Here is a 13,184-nt window from a genome sequence, read left to right on the forward strand (position 1 = left end):
TGTTCACATTCGTTGCATATGTGTTAAATCAAAGTTGCGGATTATTTGGGATGGTGATTTTTTGCTTCTTCAAAACATCCATTTTGCAGTATTTTCGACCTATGAACTGGCTCGAACAGGATAAAAATTATATCTGGCATCCGTTTACCCCACAAAAATCGGCCCCCGATCCGGTTTTTATTGAAAAAGGGAAAGGATCCTGGTTATACGATGACAAGGGTAACCGTTACCTTGATGCTATAAGCAGTTGGTGGGTAAACCTGCATGGACATGCGCACCCTTATATCGCTGAAAAATTATACCAGCAGGCCCTTAAACTCGAACATATTATTTTCGCAGGCTTTACGCACCAGCCTGCGATCGAGCTTGCTGGAAGATTGTTACCGCTGTTACCGGGCAACTTTTCAAGAATATTTTATTCTGATAATGGATCAACAGCAACTGAGGTGGCTTTAAAAATGGCCATTCAATTCTGGTGGAACAACGGTAAAGCAGAACGAAAAAAAATCCTGGCATTTAAGAATTCCTACCACGGCGATACTTTTGGCGCGATGTCGGTAAGTGACAGGAGCGTTTTCACTCTTGCCTTTCATGATTTGTTATTTGATGTAATTTTTATAGACGTCCCGTTGGTTGAAAACATAGAAAAACTTCAATCAATTATACAAAAGGAAGGAAAAAATATAGCAGCTTTTATTTACGAGCCCCTGGTACAGGGGGCAGGTGGCATGAAAATGTATGATGCAGCTTTATTGGAAGAGATATTGATCCTGGCGAAAAAACAGGAAATCATTTGTATCGCCGATGAAGTTATGACAGGTTTTGGCAGAACCGGGAAACTTTTTGCTTCAGATCACCTGGCACAAAAACCCGACATAATATGTTTGTCAAAAGGGTTAACCGGAGGAACGATGGCTCTTGGTGTAACAGCTTGTACCGCTAAGATTTATTCAGCATACCTGGATGATGACAAAAAAAAGACCTTTTTCCACGGGCATTCATTTACTGCAAATCCATTGGCCTGCACTGCAGCGTTAGCCAGTCTTGACCTGCTTGAGAAAGACGCCCTGAGTGGAATAAACCGATTGTGTTATTGGAATGGGGAATTCAGCAAAAAGCTCAGGGACAAGTTCCCAGACCCTTTTTTAAAAGTTCAAAATATCAGGCAAACCGGTACAATATTAGCCTTTGAAATCAACCGTGGTGAAAATGTATACCTTAATCAGGTTGGCGCAGAAATTACCAGAATAGCTATGGAAGAAGAAGTTTACCTGCGCCCATTAGGAAATACTGTTTATTTTATGCCGCCAATTTGCTTAACTGAAGAGGAATACTTTAAACTGGCAGATGTTACTGAAAGCATATTAAACAAGTTATAAAAAAAGCTGCCTTTAGGGCAGCTCTTTACAAAATGATGTAGTTCATATCAGGATGCAGGGACAGAAACCTGGGTTTTATCCCATTCAAAAGTTATTTTACCACCGGCTATTTTAATTGTAAATGATTCAGTTGAAGCACCAAGCATATTTACAGGAGCTGAAACTTCCAATACGTTCTTAGCTTTATTTTTCTCGTAATCAAAAGCACCCCACTGCTTAAGCTGGCTATTCAGGATAATGGTCCAGGATTTCTCGGTTGGGGTAATAAATAAGGTATAAGTTCCTGCTTTAACAGCCTTTCCGCCCAATGAACCATCTTTTTTGAAGGTAATTTCCGTGGCTTCATCTGCACCAGCCCGCCATACCTGTCCGTAGGGCACCAGGGCACCAAATATTTCACGGCCTTTCTTTGCAGGGCGACCGTATGTAATACTAATATTTCCACCGGTAACAGTTTCATGTGGACTTTTCCGTTCTTGTGCACAGGCAGGCAAAATTGAACTAATGGCAACAATTGCCAGAAACAGATATTTCATATGCTAGTTTTTATTTATTAAAGTTAAGGATTCGATTCTATAAGCTGCTTCAAATTAATTAGGCTTTCCTGCATAACCTGCCCCATTTGGCGATCATAAACTATACTGCCAATTTTCTCCCAGGGATACCATTTCAGGTGAAAATCAAAATACCATTGAACGGTAAGTGTACCCTCCCTTGTCTCGTATAATGCCAGCCCACTGTAAAATTCTTTGCTTCCCACCTTCCATTTGCTGGTTACCAGGCTATCGGTAACTGCAGTTAAGGTTATTTTAAAATGGCCACTTGAATCCCTGGCATATGCATTCCAGTCAGGCCAATGAGATAATTGTTGCAAATAAGGCAAAGCAGTGCTTTTTTTCCCTGAAATATCAATTGCCCTTGAAATCCTGATATGCGATGGGATTAATAAAGTAAAAGCGGATAGTAAGAGAAAAAAAAAGACAGCGCTGAGAATTGCAAGTTTAATAAGTCGCATTGAGTTTGGATTTATTCCCAACGGAAAATTTTAATGGCGGTAGAATAGACAACCAAACCCCATAGGAGCAGCACGCCAATTTGTTGCCAGCAGTCTGTTAAATGCGCGCCTTCAAAAGCAATTTTCCGCATTGCATCATTGAAATAAGTGAGAGGAAGAATTTTACAAAAAGGCTGCAACCATTGAGGGAAAACTTCAATAGAAAAAAAAGTACCCGCCAATAGAAATTGCGGCAGGGTAATAACGTTCGCAAAAGGTGGAATACTGCTTTCAGTTTTTGAGATACTGCTGACAATAAAACCGAAACCCATAAATACAAGTAAAGCAATAAAACTCAAAACCATGATTTCCAGAAAAGTTATCCATCCATGCACAAGTGTGAAATGAAATAAAAAATGGCCTATACCGATAATAATAATAGCAGTAATCAATTGAAAAATAACCCGGCTTAATCCTTCTCCTAAAACGATTGAAGTTTTACTGACCGGTGTTGCAAAAAACCTTTTGATAACCAGCTGCTGACGTAGGTTAAAAAATAAAAATGCTACACCAAAAACACCTGAACTCAGTAAAGAAAAACCTAGTTGTCCGGGTAAAATGAAGTCTATGGTCCTGTATTCACGAACCTGCCTGATAGTTGGAATTATCTGCGCTGTGGATGGCGGATTATTGGGCCTGTTTTTGTCAATCTTTGAAATAATATTTTCAAGTAAGGGCAAAAATGTTGAGAATTTATCAGCACTTGCTGTAGTTGTATTAAAAAACAGGGAATAATTCGAATTCCCGCTTAAGTCTTTGTTTTTCTGAATATTTAGCACGCCGGTTATTCTACCCTTTACCAGTTCCGATTCCAGGCTGGTGCTGTCCTTAAAACTGACAATGCGAATATTCCTGAATTGCTTCAAACTATCAAATATGGCATTACTAGTATCAGATCCGGGGGTAATGGCAATCTTGTAAAGCGGTCCGCCCCCATTTCCTATAAAACCAAAAACTAAAATAAATATTAACGGAAAGAAAACACTGAAAATCACTGCTGAAGGGCTTTTTAAAATTGCCCTGAAGCTGGCTTTGGTTATTGCCAGCATTGCCCTGGTTTGGCTGTATGGTTTGGACATAAATATTACTTGGAAAACATTTTATTTATTTAACAATAATACGGTAAGGCATTTTCGTCTGTGCCTTGCCAACAGAGGTTTTAACCTGCTGCCAGTCTTCATACAACTGGAAAGCTTCCTCTCCCATTTCCTTTTTCAGGGACTGGACGCCAACAGTCTGCTTATATGCCCCGGTAAGTTTATCTATCAGGCTAATTTGTTCAGGATATTCTCTCACCCTGTAATCTTTTAGTTTAGCGAGTTTTGCTGCGGCACCCATAGCATCACTCAACCCGCCAATACGGTCCACCAATCCTATGGTAATCGCCCGGCTACCGGTCCAAACGCGGCCCTGGGCAATACTATCCACCATGGCTACCTGCATTTTACGTCCGTCTGAAACCCTCGTTAAAAAAGTTTGGTAAATACTATCCACCCCATCCTGAAAAAACCGGCGTTCGCTATCTGTTAATGGCTCTGCAATAGAAGGTGAGTTGGCGTAAGGGCCAGTTTCGACGCCATCGAATGTCACGCCCAGTTTATCCTTGAAAAAACCCTGAAGATTTGGAATAATACTAAATACTCCTATCGATCCTGTAATTGTGGTTGGTAAAGCAAAGATGCTATCTGCATTGCAGGCCATATAATACCCGCCGGAGGCAGCTACATCTCCATAACTTACAACAACTGGTTTGTCTTTCTTTGCAAGGCTTATTTCGCGCCACATATTTTCGCTGGCCATAGCACTGCCACCGCCAGAATTAATTCGAATTACTATAGCTTTTACTTTATTGTCAAGTCTCGCTTTTCTGATGTATTTACGAAACCGGTCACCACCAATCTGGTTTTCATCACCCGGACCATCTACGATATCGCCCTGGGCGTAAATCAATGCAATACGATCAGTGCCTTTCCCTCCTTTATAATTAACAGCTTCTGAATACTTGGACATGGATACAAAATGGATATCATCGATACTGGAGCTATTTGTATTGCGCCGGATTTCTTCTTTAACCTCGTCTTCATATTTAACCCCGTCGAGCAATCCGCCAGCTACAGCATCCTGGGCTGTGCGGATAGCATAATTATCGGCCATGGCACGCAGTTTCGCGGAATCCAGTTTTCTCGCCTGGGCCGCGCCAAAAATAAAATGCCTGTATAAATCGTCCAGTAAAACAAGCGACTGCAACTTATTGGCGGGTGTCATTTGTTCTTCACGGAAAGGTTCAGTGGCACTTTTATATTTACCGGCATAAAATATCTGTGGTTGTATTTCAAGTTTATCCAGCGCTTTTTTAAAGAATATATATTGTATCCCGAAGCCCTTCCAATCAATACCCCCTTTAGGATGGGCATAAACCTTATCTGCCACATCAGCAACATGATAGGACTTTTGCGGGATAACTTCCCCATAAGCAATTACAAATTTCCCGGATTGCCGGAAATCCTTTAGTGCATTCCTCAATTCTTCATTTGTGGCAAACCCATTGGAATTTGACCCGCATTTCAGATAGATCCCATCAACCAGGTCATCTGATTTGGCGTAGTGTAACATTTGCACAACATCGTATAAACCGGGATTTTCCTGTTCATCCTCACCTGTTAATGCGGCAAACGGGTTTTCCCGGGATTGTTCCCTTATCTGCTTTCCAAGATCAAGGTACAATACAGAGTGGGGTTCCAAAACGACTTTATCTTTTGAAGCTATCGCTCCCGCAAGGCCTATTACCAGGAAAACCAATAAAAGGCAAAAAACAAATAAAGCCAAAAGTGCTGCAAAAAAGTATTTAAAGAATTGTGCCATAGATTCGAATTGTTAGAACCGGATTACCAGATATTTGGGCTGTAAAGTACAGAATCTATGCATAAAGCTTACCTGCTGGTAGGGGGGAATGTGGGCAACCGGCAAAAATACCTGCAAGAAGCCGGTGAATTTATTGGCAAACGGGCCGGGAAAGTTCTGGAATGCTCAGCTATTTATGAAACAGCAGCCTGGGGTAAAACTGACCAGGCTTCTTTTCTCAACCAGGTTCTGGCCATTGAAACTGCGTTAACAGCATCAGGTTTAATGACCAAATTACTACAGATTGAAGAAAAAATCGGAAGAAAAAGGGGTGACCGGTATGGCCCCAGGATAATTGACATTGATATCCTGCTTTTTGATAAAGAAGTTCACAATAGTGAACATATTAAAATCCCGCATCCGGAAATGACCAGGCGCAGGTTTGCACTTGTACCACTGGCGGAAATAGCCCCTCAGATATTGCACCCCATATCAGGCAAAACCATAAAACAATTGTTGGAAGAATGTCCGGATTCCCTGAGTGTGCAAAAAATCTGATCAATCATAGCAATGTTTCCATTTTCTTTGTAGAACACCCATGAATTATCATTTTATCACAATCGAAGGAAATATCGGAGCTGGTAAAACAACGCTGGCGCATTTATTATCTAAGCATTACAATGCCAGGCTGGTGCTGGAAGCTTTTGCAGAAAACCCTTTCTTACCGAAGTTTTATGAAAATCCCGCGCAGTTTGCATTCCCGCTTGAATTATTTTTCATGGCAGAGCGGTATAAGCAGCTAAAAGAATTAATCCATACCAAAGACCTGTTCCAAAGTGTAACCATTTCAGACTACCTGTTTACCAAATGCCTTTTATTCGCCAAAGTAAATTTACCCGAAACGGAATTCAGGCTTTACCAAAGCCTATTTGATATTATACACCAGCAATTGGTGCAACCAGATATCCTGATTTACCTGCATGCACCCGTTCAAAAACTGCAGGTCAATATCAGGAAGCGAAACCGGCCTTACGAACAGAATATTGCGGATGAATACCTTTTCAATATCCAGGAAACATATACTAATTATATAAGGCAACATAATATAAAAACACTTTTCATAGACACCAGCAATGCCGATTTCCTGGGCAATGAAAAACACGTGAAGGCTGTTATTGACGCCCTTGAAAAAGATTATGAAAACGGGCGCCACTTTATAGCACTTCCCTAACCAAGACGCATGACCGAAATTAAAAACAGCATCCAAGAGCAGGGCGATCCGATGGCCAGCATACGATTGCCAGAATTTCGGCGATTGATGATGGGCCGGTTTCTGTTTATTATGGCATTACGAATGATGGGGACTTTGGTCGGTTGGTGGCTTTATGAACTGACCAATGACCCCTTAGCAATGGGATTGGTAGGACTTGCAGAGGCAGTTCCTGCCATATCAATGGCATTGTATTCTGGCCATATTATCGATTTGTCTGACAAACGTAAATTGCTCATCAAGGGAGTATTGGGCTATCTAAGTTGTGCAATAGTATTATTAATCCTATCCTATTCCTACCAGCATGGTTCCTTAAAACTGGTTACTGTTGCCGGCATTTATACAGTTATTTTTTTTACAGGATTAATAAGGTCATTTACCGGTCCTTCTTTTTCCGCTATCCTCGCCCAGGTTGTTCCCCGTGCATTATTAGCCAATGCAACCACTTGGAACCAGGGCACCTGGCTTACGGCTTCAGTAAGCGGACATGCCACTGCAGGTTTTTTAATTGCAGGATTTCAGACGACGGGTACATTAGCTGTGGTTTGCACCTTTATTGGCATAGGATTATTATTCATATCCAGGTTATCGCCAAAGCCTCCAGTTTCGATAGCGGTGAACCAGAGGACCTGGGATAGCGTACTTGATGGCATTCGTTTCGTAGTTCATACAAAAGAAGTCCTGGGTGCATTAACCCTTGATCTTTTCGCTGTTTTGTTTGGCGGTGCGGTTGCTATGGTACCGGTTTTTGCCAAGGATATTCTGAAAGTCGGACCAATCGGGTTTGGGTGGCTCAATGCGGCAGCAGATATTGGTGCAATTTGCGTGGTGCTGCTGCTTGCCCTGTTTCCCATGAGAAAAGAACAGGGAAGGAAGTTGTTTTTTGCAGTTGGGGGGTTTGGCGTTTGTATAATCGTATTCGCAGTTTCAAAAATTTTCTGGCTATCTTTTGTAGCACTGTTACTCAGTGGCATTTTGGATGGGGTAAGTATGGTCGTCAGGGGAACAATCCTCCAGTTAAAAACGCCTGACAAAATGCGCGGCCGGGTAATGAGCGTAAACAGTATGTTCATTAATAGTAGTAATGAGATCGGCCAATTTGAAAGTGGTGTTGCAGCTAAACTAATGGGATTAGTGCCTTCAGTAGTTTTTGGGGGGTGCATGACCCTTCTGGTTGTTTTTAGCACCTGGGTGAAATCGCCATCATTAAGAAAAATGGAATATTAAGTCCCCACTTAGATATTTTGCGAAAGTTTTTCCAGCACATAATAAACTGCCGGACAGAAGCTGCTGTTTTTGAGTGTAAGTTGGGGGCGCTTCAGTAAAACGTCTTCATCAGTATAAGGAAACCGGGTACAATCTGAAGGCCTGACAGCATAAATACTACAGGCATTATCTGCCCCTAAAAATGGGCAAGGTTTGGATTTTGCGACATAATCACCTTCCTCATCGAGTTTCAGGTAGGTCTCAATAAATATGCTTTCCTTCATTTTCAGCGTTTTGCTGATCCGCTTTATATCTGTAGTCTTGAACCGGGGGGAATAATTCTTACAGCAGGCAGCACAATCCAGGCAATTGATATGGCTGAAGGCTTCGGCATGTAATTCGGGTAAAACCTCATAGGTTTTCCGGGGATTGAGGGTTTGTAATAACCGTTTATAATGTTTTTGCCGCTCAGCACTCTTTTTTTCCCAGTCCTGCAATATTGGAATTTCTGCCATTTAATAAAATCTATAATATTCCTGCAAATTACTGTTTAAAGCAGAAGATATATCCATCCTATTTCTTAAAACCATTACATTAAATTTTTTCATAATTAAAAATTTCACGCCGGGTGGAAAAATTGGGAACAAACGATTACCGGATGGCCGAACAAACAGGGGATTGTTTCGGAGCCAAATTGTACCTTTGCGAATCCCAAAAAAGGTCAACCTGATACATTTATGAATTTATTCCAATTACAATCAAATGAATTTCCAGCGCGCCATATAGGCACCATCCATTCAACTCAGAATTTGCTGGCTACCATTGGATATAATAGCCTTGAAGAGCTCATCAACCAGACAGTACCGGCATCTATCCGTAAAAATGACCCTCTGGCTGTTCCGGATGCGGTAAATGAAGCTGAACTGCTAAAAGAATTAAAAGAAATTTCCTTAAAGAATAAAGTTTTTCGTAGCTATATCGGGCAGGGATATTATGACACCCTGACCCCCAGTGTAATTTTAAGAAACATCTTTGAAAACCCGGGATGGTACACACAGTATACACCTTACCAGGCCGAAATTTCCCAGGGAAGGCTGGAAAGCTTACTGAACTACCAAACAATGGTCTGTGACTTGACCGGTTTGCCCCTCGCCAATGCATCCTTATTAGACGAAGCAACCGCAGGTGCCGAAGCTATGAACATGTTTTTCCACCATGTTAACAGGACCGAGGTAATTGCCCAACCCAGGTTTTTCGTTGACAACGATGTTTTTCCTCAAACAAAGGACCTGATCATTACCCGTGCCACGCCAATTGGCATTGAAGTGGAATTTGGTGATTACAGATCTGCAACTATAGATGGTCGTTATTTTGGTGCCCTGGTGCAATATCCAAATGACAAGGGTAGCATTGAAGATTATCGCGGCTTTATTGAAAAAATTCACAGCGTTGGGGGCTTTGTTGCAATGGCTACCGACCTATTGGCACTTACCCTGCTTACTCCACCTGGCGAATTAGGGGCTGACGTTGCATTCGGATCAGCACAACGATTTGGTGTTCCACTGGGTTATGGTGGCCCACATGCGGCTTTTTTTAGTGCTAAGGATGAATTTAAGCGGGCACTTCCGGGAAGGATTATTGGTATTAGTATTGATGCAGAGGGTAACAGGGCATTGAGAATGGCTTTACAAACACGTGAACAACATATCAAACGTGAGAAAGCCACTTCAAATATTTGTACTGCCCAGGCCCTGCTGGCAAATATGGCAGCCATGTACGCGGTATACCATGGTCCGGACGGCTTGCAGAATATTGCTAAAAGAATTGCTTTATTAACCAGAAGCCTTGCAGAAGGATTGAAAGAACTTGGCATTCCCCTGGTAAACGATACTTTCTTCGACACAATTACGATTTCCGTAAGCAATAAGACTGCAGTTCAGCAGGCAGCGATTACAGAACAAATCAATCTTCGCTATTCGGACAACAATTCGATTAGTATTTCTTTAGACGAAACAACAACCCAAAGGGATATCCTGGACATTATTCATGTGTTTTCTGTAGTTGCAGGCCTCAATACCTCAGGGATCAGTTTTGATAATGAAAGTGCATTATACAATATCCCTTCTTCCTTAACCCGCACTTCAGAATTCCTTACGCATCCTGTGTTTAATACGCATCGCAGTGAAAGCCAAATGATGCGTTATATCAAATCACTGGAAAATAAAGACTTGTCTCTTAATACATCGATGATTTCCCTCGGCAGTTGCACTATGAAACTGAATGCTGCAACAGAAATGATGCCTTTGAGTTGGAGTCATTTTAGTAAAATACACCCTTTTGCGCCTGCTGATCAGGCAGCCGGATATCACCAGATCATCAAGGAACTTTCTGATTTCCTTTGCAGTATAACAGGTTTTGATGCCTGCAGTATGCAGCCAAATAGCGGGGCCCAGGGAGAATATGCAGGATTGCTGACCATCCGGAATTTCCATTTGGCAAATGGAGATGATCACAGAAATGTAATTCTTATCCCCATTTCGGCACACGGAACCAACCCGGCTTCTGCAGTAATGGCCGGTATGAAGGTTGTTGTGGTAAAAGCCCTTGAAAACGGGTATATCGATGTAGCCGATTTTAAAGCTAAAGCAGAGCAATACAGTAGTACACTTGCCGGCACAATGATTACATATCCAAGCACCTACGGTATTTTCGAAGAAAGTGTAAAAGAGATCTGTGAGCTTGTTCACCAGCATGGAGGACAGGTTTATATGGATGGTGCCAACATGAATGCGCAGGTGGGGCTCACTTCACCCGGATTGATCGGTGCAGATGTTTGCCATCTCAACCTGCACAAAACATTTGCAATTCCACATGGTGGTGGTGGCCCTGGAATGGGTCCGATTTGCGTTAAAGCCCATCTTGCGCCGCATTTGCCCGGCCATTGGATTTTAAGTGGTGAAAATCATCAGTCAGGTGCTGTTTCCGCAGCACCTTACGGTTCAGCATCTATATTACTGATCAGTTACGCTTATTGCAGGATGTTAGGCGCTGAAGGCCTTCGCAAAGCAACCGAATTTGCTATTCTTAATGCGAACTATATGAAAGCCCGGCTCCAGCAGGCTTACCCGATCCTTTATACCGGTCACAACGGAACCTGCGCACACGAATTCATAGTTGACCTTCGTCCATTCAAAACCACTGCCGGCATTGAAGCAGAAGATGTAGCGAAAAGACTTATTGACTATGGCTTCCATGCTCCAACCATGAGTTTCCCGGTTCCTGGAACAATTATGATTGAACCTACTGAAAGCGAGGATAAAGCAGAACTTGACAGGTTTTGTGATGCGTTATTGGCAATCCGGGAAGAAATCCGGTCCATTGAAAATGGCACAAATGATAAAGTCAGTAATGTGCTGAAGCATGCACCACATACCCAATTTGTCATTACCAGTGATGAATGGAGCAGGCCCTATACCCGTCAGGCTGCAGCTTATCCCCTGCCATATGTTAAGGAAAATAAATTCTGGCCAAGCGTAAGCAGGGTTAATAATACTTATGGAGACAGGCACCTGATTTGCACATGCGAGCCGGTTAGCTCATATGCCGAAGAATAAATTTTAAAAAGCCATATGCGCAAATCTAAAACAGAAAGCTGCCGGTGATTTATGCCGGCAGCTTTCTGTTTTATAATAAGTCCTTTATAACTTTCAATTAATCTAACCTCTTCTTCCCATTCATAATTCACTATTTACGATTTACTTAAAACATGCATTCATATGCTTAATCAATTGGGGACCATTAAGATCACCGGTTACAATTATTCTTCGAATGGTATATAAAGGTTCTGCCTGGTCTCTCGCAACTGATAATTGAAATGCCGCTTTCAATCCCCTGTTTTTTAATTCCGGAATAACAGACTCATTCCATAAACCAAACGGATACGCAAAAAACTGAACCGGCTTACCTATGATTTTTTCCAGCTGCACTTTTGGCTTTTCAATTTGTTTTTCCCAATCAGTACCCTGGTATTTTTTCACATTATGGTGATCCCAGGTATGTAAGCCAATAGAATGCCCTTCATCGGACAATTGCCTGATTTGTTCAGCCTTCATATAATTTGGCCTGTTAACTGACACGGTCATAATAAAAAAACTAGCCTTAAAATGTAACGGGTCTAATACAGCATGCGTAACATCAAACTGTTCATCACAGCCATCATCAAAAGTGATCAGCACAGGATTTTGAGGCAATGATTCTCCTGTTGCCAGGTATTTATATAACTGTTCCGGCAATATTGAAGTATAACCATTAGCAGCCAAAGCCTTCATCTGGGCTTCAAATACCGAAGGGGGAACTATATAGTCTTTTGAAGACCGGGAATCCGTAGCACGGTAATCGCGTACCTGGTGATAGCATAAAATGGGAATTTGTGGCCTCGCAAATATCTTATCACTGGACGCTATAACAACAGGGTCAGCAACAGGCAAACTCACTTTTTCAGTGGCAGTTTTTTCCGTAGCAGACCGAAAAGCCTCCTTTTCTACAGTTTTTTTATCAGGTATGCTGATTATGCTGGCCTGCGATGATGGGCCCTCCCAATTACAGGATTGAAGGCCAATTATAGTACAAAACATAAAAAAAACCAGCCGAAATGTCGGATTACCTAAATTTTTCATACGATAAATGGATATTGATCATTATTAAAAACGATGCAATATCCTATTTCTTGTACAGAATCTGAAATTACCTGTGCAATCATACCTTTGTAAGTCAAGTATGGTAATTAAGGATTATTACGAAATCCTGGAAATACATCCCGGAGCTTCCCCCGCGCAGATAAAAAAGGCTTATCGCAAGCTGGCAATGCGGTTTCATCCCGATAAAAACATTGGCAATCCTTATGTAATTCGCCATTTCCACGAAATCCAGGAAGCTTATGAAGTTCTTTCGAATCCGGTAAGGAGGAATGAATACCACCAAAAAAGGTGGCAATATCCCGAAATGAATATTCGTTCCCACACCAATTATGAAGTTACTCCTGAACTATTGCTTCAGGATGCCTTAAAGACCGAAAAATATGTACAGCGATTGGATGTTTTCAGAATGAATTATGCTGCCCTGAATGTTCAACTGGAACAATTATTGAACGACAACCACTTAAACTTGTTGTTAGACCGGCAAATGGTGGATACCAATGAAAAAATAATCAAGGCTGTACTCAATGCTGCTAAACCACTTCCCTATAGGTACTATTCTGCATTATCAGGCAAACTGGTAAAACTGGCAGGCACAGGTAATGACATCATCTTTATAATTTATAAACAACTCCAGAAAAAAAGAAAACAATATTTGTGGGATAAATACAAGGGGATACTGATGATTTCAATAGCTTTAGTTATCTGTTATCTCATTTATAAAATTGCTTAAAACCAGC

12 protein-coding genes are annotated in these 13,184 nt (G+C 41.6%); 6 read left to right on the top strand and 6 right to left on the bottom strand.

Annotated features, from left to right (window positions below):
• Window positions 1-101 precede the first annotated feature (101 nt).
• Entirely contained in the window at window positions 102-1,379 is a 1,278-nt protein-coding gene (gene bioA, locus LAQ65_RS05170) for an adenosylmethionine--8-amino-7-oxononanoate transaminase (RefSeq protein ID WP_224115876.1), read from the top strand.
• 47 nt (window positions 1,380-1,426) lie between these two features.
• On the opposite strand, the gene LAQ65_RS05175 is transcribed toward bioA, so the two are convergent.
• Genes LAQ65_RS05175 through sppA form a run of 4 tightly spaced genes read right to left on the bottom strand, consistent with a single transcriptional unit; the run spans window position 1,427 to window position 5,295 of the window.
• Window positions 1,427-1,915: a DUF2911 domain-containing protein gene (locus LAQ65_RS05175; RefSeq protein WP_224115877.1), complete on the bottom strand. Its 489-nt coding sequence runs from the start codon at window positions 1,913-1,915 to the stop codon at window positions 1,427-1,429.
• Between the two features lie 23 nt (window positions 1,916-1,938).
• Window positions 1,939-2,394: an SRPBCC family protein gene (locus LAQ65_RS05180; protein WP_224115878.1), complete on the bottom strand. Its 456-nt coding sequence runs from the start codon at window positions 2,392-2,394 to the stop codon at window positions 1,939-1,941.
• An 11-nt stretch (window positions 2,395-2,405) separates the two neighbouring features.
• Complete coding sequence (locus LAQ65_RS05185) at window positions 2,406-3,512, bottom strand: ABC transporter permease (RefSeq protein WP_224115879.1); 1,107 nt, start codon at window positions 3,510-3,512, stop codon at window positions 2,406-2,408.
• Window positions 3,513-3,537: 25 nt separating this feature from the next.
• Complete coding sequence (gene sppA, locus LAQ65_RS05190; RefSeq protein ID WP_224115880.1) at window positions 3,538-5,295, bottom strand: signal peptide peptidase SppA; 1,758 nt, start codon at window positions 5,293-5,295, stop codon at window positions 3,538-3,540.
• A gap of 57 nt (window positions 5,296-5,352) precedes the next feature.
• On the opposite strand from sppA, the gene folK reads away from it, so the two are divergent.
• The 3 genes from folK to LAQ65_RS05205 are packed head-to-tail and all read left to right on the top strand — an operon-like array spanning window position 5,353 to window position 7,771.
• Window positions 5,353-5,832, top strand: coding sequence for a 2-amino-4-hydroxy-6-hydroxymethyldihydropteridine diphosphokinase (gene folK / locus LAQ65_RS05195; protein ID WP_224115881.1), 480 nt, complete (start codon window positions 5,353-5,355; stop codon window positions 5,830-5,832).
• A gap of 40 nt (window positions 5,833-5,872) precedes the next feature.
• Window positions 5,873-6,505, top strand: a complete 633-nt coding sequence (locus tag LAQ65_RS05200) for a deoxynucleoside kinase (protein ID WP_224115882.1) — start codon at window positions 5,873-5,875, stop codon at window positions 6,503-6,505.
• A 9-nt stretch (window positions 6,506-6,514) separates the two neighbouring features.
• Window positions 6,515-7,771, top strand: coding sequence for an MFS transporter (locus LAQ65_RS05205; protein ID WP_224115883.1), 1,257 nt, complete (start codon window positions 6,515-6,517; stop codon window positions 7,769-7,771).
• 8 nt (window positions 7,772-7,779) lie between these two features.
• Here the strand turns inward: LAQ65_RS05205 and LAQ65_RS05210 are convergent, their stop codons facing one another.
• Window positions 7,780-8,265 carry a YkgJ family cysteine cluster protein gene (locus LAQ65_RS05210; protein ID WP_224115884.1) on the bottom strand — a complete coding sequence of 162 codons (486 nt, stop codon included), beginning with the start codon at window positions 8,263-8,265 and terminating at the stop codon, window positions 7,780-7,782.
• A 222-nt stretch (window positions 8,266-8,487) separates the two neighbouring features.
• On the opposite strand from LAQ65_RS05210, the gene gcvP reads away from it, so the two are divergent.
• On the top strand, window positions 8,488-11,364 hold the full coding sequence (gene gcvP, locus LAQ65_RS05215; RefSeq protein WP_224115885.1) for an aminomethyl-transferring glycine dehydrogenase: 2,877 nt from the start codon (window positions 8,488-8,490) through the stop codon (window positions 11,362-11,364).
• 141 nt (window positions 11,365-11,505) lie between these two features.
• On the opposite strand, the gene LAQ65_RS05220 is transcribed toward gcvP, so the two are convergent.
• Entirely contained in the window at window positions 11,506-12,426 is a 921-nt protein-coding gene (locus LAQ65_RS05220; protein WP_224115886.1) for a polysaccharide deacetylase family protein, read from the bottom strand.
• Between the two features lie 100 nt (window positions 12,427-12,526).
• Between LAQ65_RS05220 and LAQ65_RS05225 the strand changes: the two genes are divergently transcribed.
• A complete protein-coding gene (locus LAQ65_RS05225; RefSeq protein WP_224115887.1) occupies window positions 12,527-13,177 on the top strand; it encodes a J domain-containing protein in 651 nt (216 codons plus the stop codon).
• Window positions 13,178-13,184 lie beyond the last annotated feature (7 nt).

The sequence above is a fragment of the Flavihumibacter profundi genome, assembly GCF_020076305.1.
GTDB classification, from domain to species: Bacteria; Bacteroidota; Bacteroidia; order Chitinophagales; family Chitinophagaceae; genus Flavihumibacter; species Flavihumibacter profundi.

Excerpts from the sequence above, each read along its gene's own strand:
- bioA (WP_224115876.1), top strand. The coding sequence starts at position 102 with ATGAACTGGCTCGAACAGGATAAAAATTATATCTGGCATCCGTTTACC.
- LAQ65_RS05175 (WP_224115877.1), bottom strand. The coding sequence starts at position 1,915 with ATGAAATATCTGTTTCTGGCAATTGTTGCCATTAGTTCAATTTTGCCT.
- LAQ65_RS05180 (WP_224115878.1), bottom strand. The coding sequence starts at position 2,394 with ATGCGACTTATTAAACTTGCAATTCTCAGCGCTGTCTTTTTTTTTCTC.
- LAQ65_RS05185 (WP_224115879.1), bottom strand. The coding sequence starts at position 3,512 with ATGTCCAAACCATACAGCCAAACCAGGGCAATGCTGGCAATAACCAAA.
- sppA (WP_224115880.1), bottom strand. The coding sequence starts at position 5,295 with ATGGCACAATTCTTTAAATACTTTTTTGCAGCACTTTTGGCTTTATTT.
- folK (WP_224115881.1), top strand. The coding sequence starts at position 5,353 with ATGCATAAAGCTTACCTGCTGGTAGGGGGGAATGTGGGCAACCGGCAA.
- LAQ65_RS05200 (WP_224115882.1), top strand. The coding sequence starts at position 5,873 with ATGAATTATCATTTTATCACAATCGAAGGAAATATCGGAGCTGGTAAA.
- LAQ65_RS05205 (WP_224115883.1), top strand. The coding sequence starts at position 6,515 with ATGACCGAAATTAAAAACAGCATCCAAGAGCAGGGCGATCCGATGGCC.
- LAQ65_RS05210 (WP_224115884.1), bottom strand. The coding sequence starts at position 8,265 with ATGGCAGAAATTCCAATATTGCAGGACTGGGAAAAAAAGAGTGCTGAG.
- gcvP (WP_224115885.1), top strand. The coding sequence starts at position 8,488 with ATGAATTTATTCCAATTACAATCAAATGAATTTCCAGCGCGCCATATA.
- LAQ65_RS05220 (WP_224115886.1), bottom strand. The coding sequence starts at position 12,426 with ATGAAAAATTTAGGTAATCCGACATTTCGGCTGGTTTTTTTTATGTTT.
- LAQ65_RS05225 (WP_224115887.1), top strand. The coding sequence starts at position 12,527 with ATGGTAATTAAGGATTATTACGAAATCCTGGAAATACATCCCGGAGCT.